The organism is Falsiroseomonas sp. (genome assembly GCF_051860665.1).
Classification (GTDB): Bacteria; Pseudomonadota; Alphaproteobacteria; order Acetobacterales; family Acetobacteraceae; genus Falsiroseomonas.
In genome coordinates, this window is the sequence record NZ_JBHYDM010000003.1 from 331,624 (window position 1) to 348,882 (window position 17,259).

Sequence of the window (17,259 nt, forward strand, 5' to 3'; positions counted from 1 at the left end):
GGCTTCAAGCATCATGCAGGCAGGCACCATCCAGGGCAGGACGGCATTGGTGACCGGCGGCGGCAGCGGCATCGGCGCCGCCTGCGCCGCGGCGCTTACGGCGGCCGGTGCGCGGGTGACGGTGCTGGGGCGGCGGGAGGCACCGCTGCGGGCGCGGGTGGCGGAGGGCGATGCCGCGGACCACATCGCGGCCGATATCAACGCCCTGCCGGCGCTGCCGCGCTTCGACATCCTGCTGCATGCCGCGGGTGCCGCCGAAAGCGCGCCCTTCCTGAAATCCGACGCCGCGCTGTTCGAGCGGATGTGGCGCGTGAACCTGATGGGCGCCGTCGCGGTGGCGCAGGCGGTGCTGCCGGGGATGATCGAGGCCGGCTTCGGCCGCGTGGTGATGGTGGCCTCCACCGCCAGCCTCAAGGGCTACCCCTATGTCACCGCCTATGCCGCGGCCAAGCACGGGCTGCTCGGCCTGGTGCGGTCCCTGGCGCAGGAAGTGGCGACCAGGGGCGTGACGGTGAATGCCATCTGCCCCGGCTTCACCGAGACCGAGATCGTGGCGGAGTCCGTCGCCCGCATCATGGCGAAGACCGGTCGCGACGAGGCCGCGGCGCGCGCGGAACTGGCCAGGCACAATCCGCAGCGGCGCCTGGTGCAGCCGGCGGAAGTGGCGGCGGCCGCGCTGGCCCTCTGCTGGCCCGGCAGCGGCGCCATCAACGGCCAGGCCATCGCGGTGGACGGGGGCGAGACATGAGCGTGGATGCCGAAACCGCCCTCGCCCATGCGCCCCCCGGCCACAAGGACGAGCTGCGCCTCTGGCTGCGGCTGCTGACCTGCACCACGCTGATCGAGGGCGAGATCCGCAGCCGCCTGCGCCGGGATTTCGACACCACCCTGCCCCGCTTCGACCTGCTGGCCGCGCTGGACCGCGCGCCGGAAGGGCTTTCGCTGGGCGAGGTCTCCCGCCGCATGATGGTCAGCAACGGCAATGTCACCGGCCTCGCCGCGCGGCTGGAGGCCGAGGGGCTGATCGAGCGCCGCGCCCGCCCCGGCGATCGCCGCGCCCAGCTTTTGCGCCTGACGGCCAAGGGCCGCCGCGAATTCGCACGGCAATCCGCGGCGCATGAGGGCTGGATCGCGGAGCTGCTGGCCGGCGTGACGCCGGTGGAACGCGGCGCGCTGTTCCGGCTGCTCGGCCACACGAAAATCTCGGTCCGCAACGCCTTGCCGCCGGAGCCCAGCGCATGATCACCGCCATCACCGGCCCGCTGTCCGACTACGCCGCGCAGCATGTGAAGCTGGAGGTGGTGGGGAACGTCGCCACGCTCACGCTGAACCGGCCGGAGCGTAAGAATCCGCTGACTTTCGACAGCTACGCCGAACTCACCGCCATCTTCCGGGCGGCCGTGCATGACGACCAGGTGCGCGCCTTCGTGGTCACCGGCGCCGGCGGCAACTTTTGTTCAGGCGGCGACGTGCACGAAATCATCGGGCCGCTGCTGGATCGCGACACGCGCGGGCTGATGGCCTTTACCGCCATGACCGGCGACCTGGTGAAGGCGATGCGCGCCTGCCCGCAGCCGATCCTGGCGGCGGTCGACGGCATCTGCGCCGGCGCGGGCGCCATCATCGCCATGGCCTCGGACCTGCGGCTCGGCACCGCGCGGACCAAGGTGGCCTTCCTGTTCAACCGCGTTGGCCTCGCCGGCTGCGACATGGGCGCCTGCGCCATCCTGCCGCGGATCATCGGCCAGGGGCGGGCCAGCGAGCTTCTCTATCTGGGTCGCTCCCTCGGCGGCGAGGAAGGCCTGGCCTGGGGTTTCTTCAACGCCCTGCACACGCCGGAAACGGTGCTGGAGGCGACCACGGAGATGGCGCGCGGCATCGCGGAAGGGCCGGCCTTCGCGCATGCCATGACCAAGCGCATGCTCGCCATGGAATGGGCCATGTCCATCGAGCAGGCGATCGAGGCCGAGGCGGTGGCCCAGGCGCTCTGCATGACCACGCAGGATTTCCGGCGCGCCTTCGACGCCTTCGTCGCGAAGCAGCGCCCGGTGTTCAAGGGCGACTGATGGCCGACCGGACCTTCCTCGACTGGCCCTTCTTCGAGCCCCGCCACCGCGACTGGGCGGCCGAGGTGGAGGAATGGGCGGCGGCGCATGCCGAGGCGCTGTCCGATGAGCAGGACGCCGATGCCAGCGTCATCCGCCTGGCGCGCGCCATGGGCGAGGCCGGACTGCTGCGCGTGCCCTGCCCTGCAGACGGTGCGCTGGATGTGCGGTCGCTCTGCATCGCGCGGGACATCCTGGCGCGGCATAGCGGGCTGGCGGATTTTGCCTTCGCCATGCAGGGGCTGGGCACCGGCCCCGTCACGCTGTTCGGCAGCGCGGCGCAGCGGGAGCGTGTGCTGGCGGGTGCGCGTGCTGGCACCGCGCTGGCCGCCTTCGCGCTCAGCGAGCCGGAGGCGGGCAGCGACGTCTCCGCCCTCGCGCTGACGGCGACACCGGATGGCAATGGCCATTACCGTCTGAACGGCCAAAAGACCTGGATCAGCAATGGCGGGATTGCGGCCAGCTACGTGGTCTTCGCCCGCACCGGCGAGGCGCCCGGCGCCAAGGGGCTTTCCGCCTTTCTCGTTCCCGCCGATGCGCCCGGCCTGACCGTCGCCGAGCGCATCGAGGTCACCGCGCCACACCCCCTCGCCCGCCTGGATTTCGCGGATCTGCGCGTGGCCGCCGAGGACATGCTCGGCAAGCCCGGCGAAGGCTTCAAGGTGGCGATGTCCACCCTCGACGTCTTCCGCGCCACCGTCGGCGCTGCCGCCCTCGGCTTCGCCCGCCGCGCGCTGGACATGACCGTGGCGCATGCCGACTCGCGCAAGATTTTCGGCGGGACGCTGTTCGACCAGCAGATGTCGCAGGCCGCCATCGCGGACAGCGCCGTGGATGTCGAAGCCTCCGCCCTGCTGGTCTATCGCGCCGCCTGGCTGAAGGATTCCGGCACGCCGCGCGTGACGCGCGAGGCCTCCATGGCCAAGCTGCACGCGACCGAGGCCGCGCAGCGCTGCGCCGACCGCAATGTGCAGATCCATGGCGGTCTCGGCGTCACCAAGGGCCACAAGGCCGAGGAATTGTACCGGGAGGTTCGGGCGCTGCGTGTCTATGAGGGCGCCTCCGAAATTCAGCGCGTCGTCATCGCGCGATCCGAACGCCAGCTTCGCACGTCATCCGGCTAGAGAGAGGATGGACGAGATGCGTGACACCTTCTGCCAGGACCGGCTGCCGCCCCGCGACCAGTGGCCGGATTTCCTGCTCGACCGGCCGGAATTCCAGTATCCGCCTCGGCTGAACTGCGCCGTCGAACTGCTGGACCGCAATATCGCGCGCGGCCGCGGCGACCACCCGGCGCTGATCACGCCGGTCGAAACGCTGACCTATGCGCAGCTCGCCGATCGCGTGGATCGCATCGCCCGCGTGCTGGTGGAACGCCTCGGCCTGGTGCCCGGCAACCGCGTGCTGCTGCGCTCCGCCAACAATGCCTGGATGGTCGCCGCCTATTTTGCGGTGCTGAAGGCGGGCGGCGTGGTCGTGGCCTCCATGCCCCTGCTGCGCGCCAAGGAGCTTTCCCAGATGCTGCGCAAGGCGCGCATCACGCATGCACTCTGCGATGCGCGGCTGGTCGAGGAATTGCGCAAGGCGGATGGGCCGGATCTGCGGCACCTCGTCACCTGGGGCGATGGCGTGCTGGAGGCGATGGTCGCCGAAGCCGCGCCCGGCTTTCCCGCGCATGACAGCGCCGCCGGCGACATCTGCCTGATCGGCTTCACCAGCGGCTCCACCGGCGAGCCCAAGGGCACGCTGCATTTCCACCGCGACATGCTGGCGATCTGCGACGGCTATGCCCTGCAGGTGTTGAAGCCGGAACCCACGGATATCTTCATCGGCTCCCCGCCGCTCGCCTTCACCTTCGGCCTTGGCGGTCTCGTGCTGTTTCCCTTCCGCGTCGGCGCCAGCGCCGTGCTGCTGGAACGCGCCCCGCCGGAGGAGCTGCCGGCGGCCATCGCGCAGCATCGCGCCACCATCTGCTTCACCGCCCCCACCGCCTATCGCGTCATGGCTGCCCAGGCCGGCCACCATGATCTTTCCTCCCTGCGCAAATGCGTCTCGGCGGGGGAAACGCTGCCCCGGCCCATCTTCGAGGCCTGGCTCGCCGCCACCGGACTGAAGCTGATGGACGGCATCGGCGCCACCGAGATGCTGCACATCTTCATCAGTGCGACGGAGGAGAATATCCGCCCCGGCGCCACCGGCCTGCCCGTGCCCGGCTATATCGCGAAGGTGGTGGACGAGGCCGGAAAGGAAGTGCCGCGCGGCACGCCCGGGCGCCTCGCCGTGAAGGGCCCGACCGGCTGCCGCTACCTCGATGACCCGCGCCAGGCGAACTACGTCCAGAAGGGCTGGAACATCACCGGCGATACCTACGTCCAGGATGCGGACGGCTACTTCTGGTACCAGGCGCGCAACGACGACATGATCGTCTCCGCCGGCTACAATATCGCGGGGCCCGAGGTGGAAGCCGCATTGTTGACCCACCCCTCCGTTTCTGAATGCGGCGTGGTCGCCGCGCCGGATGCGGAGCGTGGCATGGTGGTGCGCGCCTATATCGTGCCCAAGCCCGGCTTTCGCGGCGACCCCGCGCTGGCCAAGGCGCTGCAGGACCATGTGAAGGCGGAGATCGCGCCCTACAAATACCCGCGCAGCGTGGTCTTCTGCGAGAGCCTGCCGCGCACGGAAACCGGCAAGCTGCAACGCTTCGCGCTCCGCCAGATCGCAGCCTCCGGCGCATGACCCGCCCGACGCCGCTGCCCTTCGAGCATCTTCCACCGCGCGCCTTCCACGCCGCGGCGCGCATCCGCTTCGGCGATTGCGACCCGGCCGGCATCGTCTTCTTCCCCGCCTGGTTCGCGCTGGCGAATGCCGCGGTCGAGGATTTTTTTCGCGAGGAGCTGGCCGTGGATTTCCACGCCCTGCATGCCACCCGCCGCATCGGCACCGGCTTCGCCCATGCCGAGGCCGATTTCTTCGCCCCCGGGCTGATGGGCGATGAGGTGGCGCTGACGCCGCTGATCACCCGCATCGGTGGCGCCAGCTACGCCTTCACCATGCATGTGCATCGCGGATCGGCGGAGTTGCTGCGGATGCAGCTGGTGACCGCCACCACCGATCTCGATGCCCGCCGCGCCGTGCCCATCCCGGCCGATCTGCGCGCGGCGCTGACCAGCTACCAGGAGCGTTGCGCGGATGCCTGACAACCTGCTGACCGCGCTGCAGCCGCCCGGCTGGCCCGCCCCGCGCGGCTATGCGAACGGCATGATGGGCCACGGCCGCATCGTGCTGGTCGGCGGCCAGATCGGCTGGGATCCGCAGGGCAGGTTCGCCACCGGCTTCGTGGCCCAGGTCCGCCAGGCGCTCGAGAACATCCTGGCGGTGCTGGCGGTTGCCGGCGGCGGGCCGCAGCATATCGGGAGGCTGACCTGGTATGTGGTGGATATCGCCGAATACCGGGAGAGCCTGGCAGAGCTGGGCCCCGCCTATCGGGCCGTGATGGGCCGCAACTTCCCGGCCATGGCGCTGGTGCAGGTGGTGGCGCTGGTCGAGCCCGAGGCGCGCGTCGAGATCGAGGCCACCGCCATCCTGCCGGATTAGACGGGGTCGGGGACCCCGGCCTCCGGCATGTCCATCGGGGGCTCCGCCTCCGCCTTCGCGCCGTCCTGCCAGCCCTTGCGCTCCTCGCAGAGGCGGCGTGCCAGCAGCACGCTGCCCAGGGCGCCGGCACCCAGCGCCAGGGTGGCGACGGCACCGGTCACCACGACCGCGCCCATCATCGTCCCTGCGGCCATTCGCAGAATCATCGTGCCAACTCCCTCATGCAGCCTGGTATCTGGGCACCCCGTGCCGGGAATCCAGCACCGCCATGCCAGCATGGGCGCCCGCGGCGGACCAGGGGGCTGGCCCATCAGGCCGAACCCGGCGGTTCCTGTGGCAATTGGCTGGCCAGCAGGCGCAGCGCCACCGTATCCCCCGCGCGCGCGGCGGCCTCCACCTCCGCCAGCAGCGCCGCGGTGGCGGGCCAGCCGGCATTGCCGGCGATGCCGCGCAGCGCATGCGCGGCAGCCAGCACCGCCGGCAGATCCGCATCGGCCGCCGCCGCCATCAGCCGCGGCAGCCGGGTGTTCCATTCCTGGCGGAAGGCCGCGGCCAGCCCGGCGGGGTCCAGCGCGGCCTGCCCCGCGCCGGCGGCCGCGATGGGCGTATAGAGGGTGACGAAGCCGCCACCGGGCAGCGGCGCGCGGCGCAGTTGCAGCAGGCTGCCATCCGGGCGTTCCCGCGTGAACCGTTCCAGGATCTGGCCGCTGCGCAGGATCTGCATGCGCCGGGCCACTTCCGCCTCCGGATCCACCAGGCCGAACTCGCCGGCCTCCGCCTGCAGGCGCAGCACCTCCTCCAGCGGCATGCCGATGCGCAGCGCCTGGCGCGGCACGCCGGCGTAGTCGGGAAAGCGGGTATTCCAGCCGACCAGCCGCAGCGCATCGTCCGTCACCATCACCCCATCGGTCATGGCGGCGAAGGCGCCATCCAGCTGCCGCGCCTTGGCCTCGGCCCGATCCAGCACCTGGCGCAGCGCGGCATTCTCCGCCGCGAGCAGGCGGCCCCGCGCCGCCGCCGCCCGCAGCCGCAATCCGGCCCAGGCCAGGGCCAGCAACAGGGCCAGGATGGCCAGGACCAGCAGCAGGGCGAGGCTGTTTGGGAAGGCCAGGGTCATCTCCCGCCTCGGGGGGTCATGCGGCGGCAGGCCTCTCGCATCCCGCGCGCCTGCCGCGCAAGCCTTGCAGCCGGATGGGCTTGCCCCCGCGGGGCCCGGTTGGCATGTTCCGCCACCTCCCACCCTTCGGCGTGATGGCGTCGTCCCGGCCCGGGCGGCCGGCGGCAGAGACAGGCAAGGATACAGGCATGGCCAAGATCAAGGTGAAGACCCCCGTCGTCGAGATGGATGGGGATGAGATGACGCGCATCATCTGGGGGTTCATCAAGGACCGCCTGATCCTGCCCTACCTCGACATCGACCTGAAGTACTACGACCTTGGCGTCGAATACCGCGACCAGACCGACGACCAGGTGACGGTGGACGCGGCGAATGCCACCAAGCAGTACGGCGTCGGCGTGAAGTGCGCCACCATCACCCCGGACGAGGCGCGGGTGAAGGAGTTCAACCTCAAGAAGATGTGGCGCAGCCCGAACGGCACCATCCGCAACATCCTGGACGGCACCATCTTCCGCGAGCCGATCATCTGCAAGAACGTGCCGCGCCTGGTCCCGCACTGGTCCAAGCCGATCGTCGTCGGCCGCCACGCTTATGGCGACATCTACCGCGCGGTGGAGATGAAGGTACCGGGCGCCGGCAAGGTCACCATGACCTATACGCCGGAAGGCGGTCAGCCGCAGGAAGTAGGCGACTTCGTCTTTAAGGCGGGCGGCGTGGCCATGATGATGCACAACCTGAACAGCTCGATCGAGGGTTTCGCCCGCGCCAGCTTCAACTACGGCCTGGCGCGCAACTTCTCGGTCTATTTCAGCCACAAGAACACGATCCTGAAGGCCTATGACGGCAACTTCAAGGACATCTTCCGCGCCATCTACGATGCGGAGTTCAAGGCGGAATACGAGAAGCGCGGCCTGGTCTATGAGGACCGGCTGATCGACGACATGGTGGCCTCCGCGCTCAAGTGGGAAGGCGGCTATATCTGGGCCTGCAAGAACTACGACGGCGACGTGCAGTCCGACATCGTGGCGCAGGGTTTCGGCAGCCTCGGCCTGATGACCTCCGTGCTGCTCTCCCCGGATGGCAACACCGTCGAGTCCGAGGCGGCGCACGGCACGGTGACGCGCCACTACCGCGAGCACCAGAAGGGCCGCGAGACCAGCACCAACCCGATCGCCTCCATCTTCGCCTGGACCCGCGGCCTGGCCTACCGGGGCAAGTTCGACGGCACCCAGGACGTGGTGGACTTCGCCAATGCCCTCGAGCAGGTCTGCATCGAGACGGTGGAAGCCGGCGACATGACCAAGGACCTCGCCATCCTGATCAGCAAGGACCAGCCCTGGCTCAATACCCAGGCCTTCCTCGCCAAGCTGGACGAGAACCTGAAGAAGAAGATGGCCTGACGCGGCCACCTCGGCCGGGGCCTCCCCCCGGCCGAGGTAACGCTGGCGGATTTATGCTGCACTGCAGTATAAGACCCGCATGGTTGCCTTCACCCTGCTCGACTGGTCGGCGCTGGCGGTCTTCGCCAGCTGCTGGCTGGTCTATTCCAATGTCGTGGACCGGGTGCCACGCATCCGCCGGGCCAGCGTCATCGCGGCCATGGACGAGTATCGGCGCCGCTGGATGCGCGCCATGCTGACGCGGGAGAACCGCATCGCCGACATGGCGGCGATCGGCAACCTGATGAACAGCACCAGCTTCCTGGCGACAACCAGCATCTTCATCCTGGGCGGCCTGGTTGCGCTGCTGGGCGCGCCCGATCTCGGCCGGCGGGTCGTCGCCTCCCTGCCCTATGCGGCCGTGCCGGATGATTCGACCTGGGAGATCAAGATCGGGCTGCTGCTGCTGATCTTCGTGAATGCCTTCTTCGAGCTGACCTGGGCGCTGCGGCAGTTCAACTATACCTCCATCCTGGTGGGCGGCATTCCCTGCGGCAAGCCGGACGGCCAGGCGCTGGCGCTGGCCGATATGGCGGCGGATGTGGCGAACCGGGCGGCGCGGCATTTCAACACCGGGCTGCGCAGCTACTACTTCGGGCTCGCGGCACTGGCCTGGGTAGTGCACCCCTTGGCGCTGATCGCGACCAGCCTCTTCGTCTTGCGGGAATTGCACCGGCGCGAATTCCGCAGCGCGCTGCGGCATGCGGTGGCCGGAGAGGGATAAACCCTATCGGCTGCGCTCGATGCCGCGCAGCACGGCCCAGTATTCGCGGAAGATGGCGATCCGGACCCCCCGCTCCGGGCTGCGCGGCGGCAGGCGGTCCGGGTGGAAGCGGCGGGCGAATTCGCGCTTGGCTCGCTGGAAGCGCGGCTCCGCCGGCCCCTGCTGGGCCAGTCGCAGTTCCACCCGCAGTCGCGCCACCTCCGCCGCCAGGGCCGCCGCACGGCGCTGCTCGGAGCGGACCAGCGCCCGCGTATGGGCCAGCCGCAGGCCGCGCAGCTGGAAGCCGGGCGGCCGCTGCGGCAGCAGGCCGCGCAGCAGCATGCCCAGGCGGCGCAGCAGCCGCCGCACCAGCACGCCCAGGCCGAGCACCAGCAATGCCAGCACCACCCCGCCTGCCAGGATCTCCACGCCACCTCCGCCTTTGCCGCCGGCAAGCTGCCGCAGAAGCGCAAGCGAAGGGTTAAGGGCGCCGTAGGGCTGCCACCTGGTCCAGCGGCAGGGCGCGACCCACCACGCGCCGCCCACCGAGCCGGCTCTCGACGGTGGTGGCGCAGCACAGCGCGTTCAGCACCGCCTCCTCGGTCGCTTCCGCCGCCGCGACGAAGAGCGGGGACATGCGGTCGTTCGGCCAGTCCTGCGCGGCGCCCTGCCCCGGGCTGCGCCGCACCGCCGCGTGGGTGGCGAAGGCCAGCGCGTAATCGCCCGAGCCATCCGAGAAGGCCGCGCCGGTGCGGGCGATGCCGCCCATGGCGCGGCGCGCCAGGCGCTGCAGGTTGCGGTCCGAGAGCGGCGCATCGGTGGCGACCACCACCATGACGGAGCCATCCGCATCCGCCTGTTCCGCCGCATGCTCCGCCAGGTAGTATTTTTTCAGCAGCCGCCCGACAGGCAGGCCGTCCATCACCAGGGCGCCGCCGTAATTCGCCTGGACCAGCACACCCACGGTCCAGCCGCCCAGCGCGGCGGGCAGAAGGCGGGAGGCGGTGCCGATGCCGCCCTTCCAGCCAAAGGCCATGGTGCCGGTGCCGGCGCCGACCGAGCCCTCCGCCACCGGCCCCTCCACGGCGGCGGCGAGCGCATCCAGCATGTGCTGGTGGGTGACGCCGCGGGCGCGAATATCGTTGAGGCGCCCGTCATTGGTCTCGCCCACCACGGCATTGACGGAGCGCACTGCCCCGTTCCCCGGCTGCGCCAGGGTCCAGTCCACCAGCGCCTCCACCGCCCGGCCGACGGCGAGCGTATTGGTCAGCAGGATGGGCGTCTCCAGCTCGCCCAGCTCCTGGACCTGGGTGACGCCGGCCATCTTGCCATAGCCGTTCATGGCGAAAAGGCCGGCGGGCACGCGCTCGGCATAGGGGTTGCCGGGATGCGGGAGAATGGCGGTGACGCCGGTCAGGGTGGCCTCGCCCTCGATCACCGTGACCTGGCCAATGCGGACACCGGCCACATCGGTGATGGCGTTCAGCGGGCCGGGGGCGAAGATGCCGGGGGCGAAGCCGAGGGTGCGGGCGCGGCGGGGGACGACGGGATCACTCACCAAGCCTCTTCTCCTCGCTGGAAAACAGTCCCCATAACCACTAGCTTGAAAGGATGACGACGCTCCGCCCCACCCAGGCCGCTGCCAAGCCGACCGGTTCCGCACCGGTGGCCGGGCCACGTCCGTCGCCCGTCAATCCGTATCAGGCTCGCCCGGAAGCACGTCCGGTCCAATTGGAACAGCTGACACGGTCGATCGGGCCAACGAACCCCCTACCGCTGCGACGATCCGAAGACACGAGCCGCTAGCTGCTGCACGATAATTGCGCCGGCCAGAACGGCTAGCCATGTCAGCAGGTTCGGCGTGGCCGCCGCGGCGAAGCTCGCGGCTGCCGTCAGCCCAGCCCAGGGCGCGGCCAGGGAGGCATACAGCGCGCGCGTCACGCGCTGGCCGGCCTCGCGCGAGCGGGCGTCATTGATCTCGATAGCCTTGTTGAGCTCGAAGGCTATGAAGAGATAGGCCTGCTTCGATGCCACCTCATGCATGCCCTGTTCGATAAGGGTCGCGGGCCGCAGAGCTGGTGCTGCGATATTGGTCACCCTGAGCGTCCAGGCGGCCAGATAGGCCGCCAGGATGAATGCTATTGCCATGGCCAGCAGCCCCGCCGCGCCCCATGCCGGCAGCCAGGCTTTGTCACCCATGGCCAGTGCCGCCGCGCCGAGACTGGCTCCGGCCAGCGATAGCGACGCCTGAAGTACCGAGGTGGCCTTCGTGTCGATGGACTTGCTCGCGTCAATCTGCGCCGCGATCAAGGTCTGAGCCTGGCGCAGGATTTCCAGCGCCGAGGCTGCATCGATTTTCCGAAGGGCCTCCTCCCCGCTCACCCCCCGAGCGCCGCCCGCACCGCCGCCAGCGCCTCCGCCGCCTTCGCCGCATCCGGCCCGCCGGCCTGGGCCATGTCCGGCTTGCCGCCGCCGCCCTTGCCGCCGATGGCCGCCGAGGCCGCGCGCACCAGCGTCACCGCGTCCGTCTTGCCCTTGGCCGCCTCGCCGATGCCGACGAAGACGCTGGCCTTGCCCTCCGCCGTCGCCACCACCGCCACCACATCGGCGGTGCCGGAGGCGAGGATCGCCTCGACCACGCCCTTCAAGTCCTTGGGCGGCATCTCGCCGAGTTCGCGCAGCGCCACGCGAAGGCCGGCGATCTGCTCGACCTCCGCCGCCGCCCCGCCGGTCGCCAGCTTCTTTCGCAGGTCCGAGACCTCGCGCTCCAGTTTCTTCCGGTCCTCCAGCAGGCTGCTGATGCGATCCGCCAGCTCGGCGGGGCGTGCCTTCAGCACGGCGGCCGCCTCGTTCAACTGCCGGTCGCGCTCCTCCAGCAGCTTCAGCGCGGCTTCGCCCGTCACCGCCTCGACGCGTCGGATGCCCGCGGCCACCGCGCCTTCGGAGACGATTCGAAAAAGGCCGATGTCGCCGGTGCGCTTCACATGCGTGCCACCGCAGAGCTCCAGCGAATAGACGCCCTGGCGCTCCACCGCCTGCGGGTCATGGCCCATGGAGACCACCCGGACCTCGTCGCCGTATTTCTCCCCGAACAGCGCCATGGCGCCGACCGCCACGGCCTGGTCCGGCGTCATCAGCCGGGTCACTACCTCGGCGTTCTCCCGGATGCGGGCATTCACCTCAGTCTCGACCCAGGCGAGGTCCTCATCCGTCATCGGCGTGGGCTGGGAGACGTCGAAGCGCAGCCGGTCCGGCGCGTTCAGCGAGCCCTTCTGGGCCACATGCGTGCCGAGCCGCCGGCGCAGCGCCTCATGCAGCAGGTGGGTGGCGGAATGGTGGGCGCGGATGGTGCCGCGGCGGGCGTGGTCGACCTCCGCCACCACCGGCAGGCCGAGCTTCGCCTCGCCATGCGCCACCACGCCGTAATGCACGAAGAGCTCGCCGAGCTTCTTCTGGGTGTCGCGCACCACGATCCGGCAGGCCTCGCCGGCCGAGATCAGCCCGGCATCGCCCACCTGGCCGCCGGATTCCGCATAGAAGGGCGTCTGGTTCAGCAGCACCGCCACCTCGGTGCCCGGGCCGGCGCTCTCCACCGGCTTGCCGTCCACCAGGATGGCGAGGATCGAACCCTCCGCGCTCTCGGTCGAATAGCCCAAGAATTCGGTGGCGCCGAGCTTCTCCTTCAGGTCGAACCACTGGGTTTCGGTGGCCGCCTCGCCGGAGCCCGCCCAGGCGGCGCGGGCGCGCTGCTTCTGCTCCGCCATGGCGGCGGCGAAGCCTTCCGTGTCCACGGACTTGCCCTCGCCGCGCAGCGCGTCCTGGGTCAGGTCGAGGGGGAAGCCATAGGTGTCGTAGAGCTTGAAGGCGACATCGCCGGGCAGCGTGCCCTTGTCCCCCAGCTTGCCCGACTCTTCCGCCAGCAGCCCGAGGCCGCGCTCCAGCAGCGACCGGAAGCGCGTCTCCTCCAGGCGGAGCGTCTCGATCACCAGGGCTTCGGCGCGGAGAATCTCGGGATAGGCGGCGCCCATCTGGCGGGTCAGGGCCGGCACCAGGCGGTGCAGCAGGGGCTCGCGCGCCCCCATCATATGGGCGTGGCGCATGGCGCGGCGCAGGATGCGGCGCAGCACGTAGCCACGGCCTTCATTCGAAGGCAGCACGCCGTCCGCCATCAGGAAGGTGCCGGCGCGGAGATGGTCGGCGACCACGCGGTGGCTGGTCTTCCACTGGCCATCCGGCTCCTGGCCCGTGGCCTCGGCACTTGCGAGGATCAGGGCGCGCAGCGTGTCCGTGTCGTAATTGTCGTGCTTGCCCTGCAAGATCGCCGCAAAGCGCTCCAGCCCCATGCCGGTGTCGATCGAGGGGCGCGGCAGCGGCACGCGGGTGCCGGGCGGGCCTTCCTCGAACTGCATGAAGACCAGGTTCCAGATCTCGATGAACCGGTCGCCATCCTCCTCCGGGCTGCCGGGCGGGCCGCCGGGGATATGGTCGCCATGGTCGTAGAAGATCTCGGAACAGGGGCCGCAGGGGCCGGTATCGCCCATGCGCCAGAAATTGTCGGAGGTCGGGATGCGGATGATGCGGCTGTCCGGCAGGCCGGCCACCTTCTTCCAGTAGACCGGGGCTTCCTCGTCCTCGGAATAGACGGTGACCAGCAGCTTGTCCTTCGGCAGGCCGAAATCGCGGGTCAGCAGGGTCCAGGCATGCTCGATCGCCTGTTCCTTGAAGTAGTCGCCGAAGCTGAAATTGCCCAGCATCTCGAAGAAGGTGTGGTGCCGGGCGGTATAGCCGACATTGTCGAGGTCGTTATGCTTGCCACCCGCCCGCACGCACTTCTGGGCGGTTGTCGCGCGCTGGTATCCGCGCTTTTCCTGGCCCGTGAAGACGTTCTTGAACTGGACCATGCCGCTGTTGGCGAACATCAGCGTCGGGTCGTTGCGCGGAACGAGGGGGGAGCTTTCCACCACCTCGTGCCCGTTCCGACGGAAATAGTCGAGGAAGGTGGCGCGGATGTCGTTGCTGCTGCTCATGGTCTCGGCATGTCTCGCAAGGGGCCGCGATCGTTAGAGCAGAATAGGACAAACCGGAAGCGGGGCGCGCGGATGAGCGCCCCGCGGGGTCGCTTCAGTCGCGATCCGTGCGGATCACCCGGCCATCGGCCGGGTCGATATCCACCTGGATGCGGCGGTTCTGGGCATCGCGCCCCTCGACCTCCCACTTCCCATCGTCGCATTCCGCCTGGTCGACGCGGGCGATGCCCGCGCCGCGCGCCAGTTCGATGGCGCGGCTGATATCGACCTGCCCGGCGCAGCGCCCGGCCGGGACCTGCGCCGGAGCCTGGGCGAAGGACGGGGTGGCGAACAGAAGGGCAGCGGCAGTGATACCGGCAAGACGAAGCATGGGGCCTCCAGGTTGGATTACGGTTCCGTCATCCAACGCTGGAGCTGGTAAAGGTTCCCTCTACTCCGCCGCCGCTTCCTCCCCCTCCCCGGCCAGCATGGCGCTGGCCAGGCCACTGGCCTGGTCGCGGATGCGCTTCTCCACGCTCTCCGCCATGGCCGGGTTGTCGCGCAGGAACTGCTTGGCATTCTCCCGCCCCTGGCCGATGCGCTGGCTGTCGCAGCTGAACCAGGCGCCGGACTTCTCGATGATCCCGGCCTTCACGCCGAGGTCGATCAGCTCGCCGACCTTGGAGATGCCTTCGCCATACATGATGTCGAATTCGATCTGCCGGAAAGGCGGCGCCATCTTGTTCTTCACCACCTTCACCCGGGTCTGGTTGCCCGTGGTGGTGTCGCGGTCCTTGATGGCGCCGATCCGGCGGATCTCCATGCGGATGGAGGCATAGAACTTCAGCGCATTGCCGCCCGTGGTGGTCTCCGGATTGCCGAACATCACGCCGATCTTCAGGCGGATCTGGTTCAGGAAGACCAGCAGGGTATTGGAGCGGGAGACGCTGCCCGTCAGCTTGCGCAGCGCCTGGGACATCAGCCGGGCATGCAGGCCGACATGGCTGTCGCCCATCTCGCCTTCCAGCTCGGCGCGGGGGACCAGCGCGGCGACGCTGTCCACCACCAGCACGTCGATGGCGCCCGATCGCACCAGCGTGTCGCAGATCTCGAGCGCCTGTTCGCCCGCATCCGGCTGGCTGATCAGCAGGTTCTCGACATCCACGCCCAGCTTCTTGGCATAGCCGGGGTCGAGGGCATGTTCCGCGTCGATGAAGGCGCAGGTGCCGCCCTTCTTCTGCGCCTCCGCGATCATATGCAAGGCGAGCGTGGTCTTGCCCGAGCTTTCCGGCCCGTAGATCTCGATGATCCGCCCCTTCGGCACGCCGCCGATGCCGAGCGCCAGGTCGAGGCCCAGCGAGCCGGTGGAAATCACCTCCACCTCATCCGTCGCGGCCTTGTTGCCCATCCGCATGATCGAGCCCTTGCCGAAGGCGCGTTCGATCTGGCTCAGCGCGGCATCCAGAGCCTTGGTCTTGTCCATCCGGCTCGCTCTCCCGAAATCCGATCTCAACCTATGGGTGAAATTGAGGCAGGTGTTCCACCCACCGGTCAATCCCCTGGCCGGAAAAACCTTCCGGTGTGCCCAGCCGGCACCCCGAGGCCTCTCCGCCTGCTGAGCCGAATATCGCGCGGAACCGCGATTCCGACAAGAACATTTAGGAAACTTTTACCGCCCCCTTCGGCAGGATGGCGCGCAATTCGGCCACCAGGGAGCCCAGGCTATAGGGCTTGGCCAGAAGCCGGATGCGTTCCGCCGCCAGGTCGCGCCCCAGTGCCGCCTCCGCATAGCCGGAGACCAGCAGCACTGGAAGATCCGGCCATTTGCCGCGCAGCCGCCCGGCGAGTTCCAACCCATCCATCCCCGGCATGACCACGTCGGAGACCAGGGCGAGCGGCGAAGGGGCCCCGCGCTCCAGCAGTTCCAGCGCATCCTCCGCGCAGCTGGCGCTCATCACCTCGAAGCCGGCGCGGCGCAGCGCGCGTTCGGCCAGGCGCAACAGCGGCATCTCGTCCTCCACCAGCAGGACGGGGGCGCTGCCATAGTTGGCGGCCGGCACCACGGGCACCGGCTGCGCCAGGCTCGGCACGGTGACCATGGCGGTCGGCACCGGCGGATCGGCCGGGCCCTCATGCCGCGGCAGCCAGATGCGGAAGCGCGTTCCCTCCCCGCGCTTGCTGTCGACGGAGATGAAGCCACCGGACTGGCGGACGATGCCATGCACGGTGGACAGGCCGAGCCCGGTGCCGCCCTGGTCGCGCCGGGTGGTGAAGAAGGGATCGAAGATACGCGGCAGCACCTCCGGCGGAATGCCGGCGCCACTGTCCGAAACCTCCAGCAGCGCGTAGCGGCCGGCGGGCAGCGTCTCATTGCCCAGCGGCTCGGGCCGCAGCACCACGGCATGCCCGGTGCCGATCCGCATGGCGCCACCCTCGGGCATGGCGTCCCGCGCATTCAGCGCCAGGTTCATGATGACCTGGTCGAGCTGCGTCGGGTCGATCCGCACCCGCCGGGCCGGCTCCTCCAGCGTCAGCGCCAGCTTCACCCGGCTGCCGAGCAGCCGTTTCAGCAGCTCGCCCATGGAGGCCACGGCCTCGTTCAGGTCCACCACCCGCGGCCGCAGCGCCTGTTGCCGGGCGAAGGCGAGCAATTGGCGCACCAGCGCGGCGCCGCGCCCGGCACTCTCCATCACCTGCCGCAGCTCCGGCGCCGCAGGCCCTTCCGGCGCCCGGGCGAGGGCGGATTCCGCGCTGCCGGCGATGGCAGTCAGCAGGTTGTTGAAGTCATGCGCGATGCCGCCGGCCAGGGCGCCCACCGCCTGCAGCCGGGCCGCCGCCGCTGCCTGCTCCGGCGGCCGGGTCGTCAGCTTGGCCAGGCGCAGCACCGAAAGCCGGTCCGGCGTCGGCAGTGGCCGGCGCTCCGCCTCCAGCTTCGGCGCGCCGTCGCTGGCCATGGTGACCACCAGCTTCTGCCCGCCGGCCAGTGCCGCCAAGGTTTCCTCCCGCCCCTCCCGCGCCAGCAGCTGGCCGAAGGGCATATCCTCCCGCGGCGGCAGCATCGGGCCGCAAAGGCCTGCGAAGTCGCTGTTCCAGGCGGTCAGCCGATCCTCTGAATCGAGCAGGGCCATGCCCGTCCCCGCCGCCTCCAGCACCGCGCGCAGCACCGGGTCCGGGCTGGGCCGAAGCGCCCGGCGCAGCAGCGCCTGCAATCGACTTCGCGATTCGGTCATGCCGTTCTCCTCGGCCCCGGGCCGCCGGGGCAGCGGATCCCTGGCACCCACGCACTCCACGCGAG

Annotated in this window: 18 protein-coding genes; 9 read left to right on the forward strand and 9 right to left on the reverse strand. The window is 69.8% G+C overall.

Translation table 11 applies throughout. The features are described from left to right. Positions 1 to 13: 13 nt before the first annotated feature. Genes ACTIF1_RS04995 through ACTIF1_RS05025 form a run of 7 tightly spaced genes read left to right on the forward strand, consistent with a single transcriptional unit; the run spans position 14 to position 5,699 of the window. Entirely contained in the window at positions 14 to 748 is a 735-nt protein-coding gene (locus ACTIF1_RS04995; protein WP_439595279.1) for an SDR family NAD(P)-dependent oxidoreductase, read from the forward strand. Further along, the gene (locus ACTIF1_RS05000) at positions 745 to 1,242 is read left to right on the forward strand and encodes a MarR family winged helix-turn-helix transcriptional regulator (protein WP_439595280.1); all 498 of its coding nucleotides are present in this window, start codon (positions 745 to 747) and stop codon (positions 1,240 to 1,242) included. Before ACTIF1_RS04995 ends, ACTIF1_RS05000 begins: the two co-directional genes overlap by 4 nt. Further along, positions 1,239 to 2,066 (forward strand): enoyl-CoA hydratase family protein, encoded by an 828-nt coding sequence (locus ACTIF1_RS05005; RefSeq protein WP_439595281.1) that lies wholly within the window; start codon positions 1,239 to 1,241, stop codon positions 2,064 to 2,066. The genes ACTIF1_RS05000 and ACTIF1_RS05005 overlap by 4 nt, the downstream gene beginning before the upstream one ends. Continuing rightward, positions 2,066 to 3,229 (forward strand): acyl-CoA dehydrogenase family protein, encoded by a 1,164-nt coding sequence (locus ACTIF1_RS05010; RefSeq protein ID WP_439595282.1) that lies wholly within the window; start codon positions 2,066 to 2,068, stop codon positions 3,227 to 3,229. Before ACTIF1_RS05005 ends, ACTIF1_RS05010 begins: the two co-directional genes overlap by 1 nt. Before the next feature lie 16 nt (positions 3,230 to 3,245). After that, the gene (locus tag ACTIF1_RS05015; RefSeq protein WP_439595283.1) at positions 3,246 to 4,841 is read left to right on the forward strand and encodes an AMP-binding protein; all 1,596 of its coding nucleotides are present in this window, start codon (positions 3,246 to 3,248) and stop codon (positions 4,839 to 4,841) included. Beyond that, the gene (locus ACTIF1_RS05020) at positions 4,838 to 5,302 is read left to right on the forward strand and encodes an acyl-CoA thioesterase (RefSeq protein ID WP_439595284.1); all 465 of its coding nucleotides are present in this window, start codon (positions 4,838 to 4,840) and stop codon (positions 5,300 to 5,302) included. Before ACTIF1_RS05015 ends, ACTIF1_RS05020 begins: the two co-directional genes overlap by 4 nt. Then, entirely contained in the window at positions 5,295 to 5,699 is a 405-nt protein-coding gene (locus ACTIF1_RS05025) for a RidA family protein (protein ID WP_439595285.1), read from the forward strand. Before ACTIF1_RS05020 ends, ACTIF1_RS05025 begins: the two co-directional genes overlap by 8 nt. Here ACTIF1_RS05025 and ACTIF1_RS05030 read toward each other — a convergent pair. Next, positions 5,696 to 5,905, reverse strand: a complete 210-nt coding sequence (locus ACTIF1_RS05030; protein WP_439595286.1) for a hypothetical protein — start codon at positions 5,903 to 5,905, stop codon at positions 5,696 to 5,698. The two genes, ACTIF1_RS05025 and ACTIF1_RS05030, sit on opposite strands and share 4 nt — an antisense overlap. Before the next feature lie 104 nt (positions 5,906 to 6,009). Next, positions 6,010 to 6,816, reverse strand: a complete 807-nt coding sequence (locus ACTIF1_RS05035; RefSeq protein ID WP_439595287.1) for a PAS domain-containing protein — start codon at positions 6,814 to 6,816, stop codon at positions 6,010 to 6,012. A gap of 188 nt (positions 6,817 to 7,004) precedes the next feature. Between ACTIF1_RS05035 and ACTIF1_RS05040 the strand changes: the two genes are divergently transcribed. Further along, a complete protein-coding gene (locus ACTIF1_RS05040) occupies positions 7,005 to 8,216 on the forward strand; it encodes an NADP-dependent isocitrate dehydrogenase (protein ID WP_439595288.1) in 1,212 nt (403 codons plus the stop codon). 79 nt (positions 8,217 to 8,295) lie between these two features. Then, the gene (locus ACTIF1_RS05045) at positions 8,296 to 8,979 is read left to right on the forward strand and encodes a DUF599 domain-containing protein (RefSeq protein ID WP_439595289.1); all 684 of its coding nucleotides are present in this window, start codon (positions 8,296 to 8,298) and stop codon (positions 8,977 to 8,979) included. Positions 8,980 to 8,982: 3 nt separating this feature from the next. Here ACTIF1_RS05045 and ACTIF1_RS05050 read toward each other — a convergent pair whose 3' ends face one another. The 7 genes from ACTIF1_RS05050 to ACTIF1_RS05080 all read right to left on the reverse strand — a co-directional run bounded on the left by ACTIF1_RS05050 (position 8,983) and on the right by ACTIF1_RS05080 (position 17,194). Next, positions 8,983 to 9,387: a hypothetical protein gene (locus ACTIF1_RS05050; protein ID WP_439595290.1), complete on the reverse strand. Its 405-nt coding sequence runs from the start codon at positions 9,385 to 9,387 to the stop codon at positions 8,983 to 8,985. Positions 9,388 to 9,439: 52 nt separating this feature from the next. Next, positions 9,440 to 10,516 (reverse strand): DmpA family aminopeptidase, encoded by a 1,077-nt coding sequence (locus tag ACTIF1_RS05055; protein ID WP_439595291.1) that lies wholly within the window; start codon positions 10,514 to 10,516, stop codon positions 9,440 to 9,442. Positions 10,517 to 10,728: 212 nt separating this feature from the next. After that, positions 10,729 to 11,340, reverse strand: coding sequence for a hypothetical protein (locus ACTIF1_RS05060; protein WP_439595292.1), 612 nt, complete (start codon positions 11,338 to 11,340; stop codon positions 10,729 to 10,731). Then, positions 11,337 to 13,985, reverse strand: a complete 2,649-nt coding sequence (gene alaS / locus ACTIF1_RS05065; RefSeq protein ID WP_439595293.1) for an alanine--tRNA ligase — start codon at positions 13,983 to 13,985, stop codon at positions 11,337 to 11,339. Before alaS ends, ACTIF1_RS05060 begins: the two co-directional genes overlap by 4 nt. 94 nt (positions 13,986 to 14,079) lie before the next feature. After that, positions 14,080 to 14,355 carry a PepSY domain-containing protein gene (locus ACTIF1_RS05070; RefSeq protein ID WP_439595294.1) on the reverse strand — a complete coding sequence of 92 codons (276 nt, stop codon included), beginning with the start codon at positions 14,353 to 14,355 and terminating at the stop codon, positions 14,080 to 14,082. A gap of 60 nt (positions 14,356 to 14,415) precedes the next feature. Next, complete coding sequence (gene recA / locus ACTIF1_RS05075) at positions 14,416 to 15,447, reverse strand: recombinase RecA (RefSeq protein WP_439595295.1); 1,032 nt, start codon at positions 15,445 to 15,447, stop codon at positions 14,416 to 14,418. Between the two features lie 175 nt (positions 15,448 to 15,622). After that, a complete protein-coding gene (locus tag ACTIF1_RS05080) occupies positions 15,623 to 17,194 on the reverse strand; it encodes an ATP-binding protein (protein ID WP_439595296.1) in 1,572 nt (523 codons plus the stop codon). Positions 17,195 to 17,259: the final 65 nt, after the last annotated feature.

Coding starts and splice junctions, on each gene's coding strand:
- ACTIF1_RS04995 (WP_439595279.1), top strand. CDS start 14: ATGCAGGCAGGCACCATCCAGGGCAGGACGGCATTGGTGACCGGCGGC.
- ACTIF1_RS05010 (WP_439595282.1), top strand. CDS start 2,066: ATGGCCGACCGGACCTTCCTCGACTGGCCCTTCTTCGAGCCCCGCCAC.
- alaS (WP_439595293.1), bottom strand. CDS start 13,985: ATGAGCAGCAGCAACGACATCCGCGCCACCTTCCTCGACTATTTCCGT.
- ACTIF1_RS05000 (WP_439595280.1), top strand. CDS start 745: ATGAGCGTGGATGCCGAAACCGCCCTCGCCCATGCGCCCCCCGGCCAC.
- ACTIF1_RS05035 (WP_439595287.1), bottom strand. CDS start 6,816: ATGACCCTGGCCTTCCCAAACAGCCTCGCCCTGCTGCTGGTCCTGGCC.
- ACTIF1_RS05030 (WP_439595286.1), bottom strand. CDS start 5,905: ATGATTCTGCGAATGGCCGCAGGGACGATGATGGGCGCGGTCGTGGTG.
- ACTIF1_RS05015 (WP_439595283.1), top strand. CDS start 3,246: ATGCGTGACACCTTCTGCCAGGACCGGCTGCCGCCCCGCGACCAGTGG.
- ACTIF1_RS05045 (WP_439595289.1), top strand. CDS start 8,296: ATGGTTGCCTTCACCCTGCTCGACTGGTCGGCGCTGGCGGTCTTCGCC.
- ACTIF1_RS05080 (WP_439595296.1), bottom strand. CDS start 17,194: ATGACCGAATCGCGAAGTCGATTGCAGGCGCTGCTGCGCCGGGCGCTT.
- ACTIF1_RS05070 (WP_439595294.1), bottom strand. CDS start 14,355: ATGCTTCGTCTTGCCGGTATCACTGCCGCTGCCCTTCTGTTCGCCACC.
- recA (WP_439595295.1), bottom strand. CDS start 15,447: ATGGACAAGACCAAGGCTCTGGATGCCGCGCTGAGCCAGATCGAACGC.
- ACTIF1_RS05005 (WP_439595281.1), top strand. CDS start 1,239: ATGATCACCGCCATCACCGGCCCGCTGTCCGACTACGCCGCGCAGCAT.
- ACTIF1_RS05020 (WP_439595284.1), top strand. CDS start 4,838: ATGACCCGCCCGACGCCGCTGCCCTTCGAGCATCTTCCACCGCGCGCC.
- ACTIF1_RS05025 (WP_439595285.1), top strand. CDS start 5,295: ATGCCTGACAACCTGCTGACCGCGCTGCAGCCGCCCGGCTGGCCCGCC.
- ACTIF1_RS05040 (WP_439595288.1), top strand. CDS start 7,005: ATGGCCAAGATCAAGGTGAAGACCCCCGTCGTCGAGATGGATGGGGAT.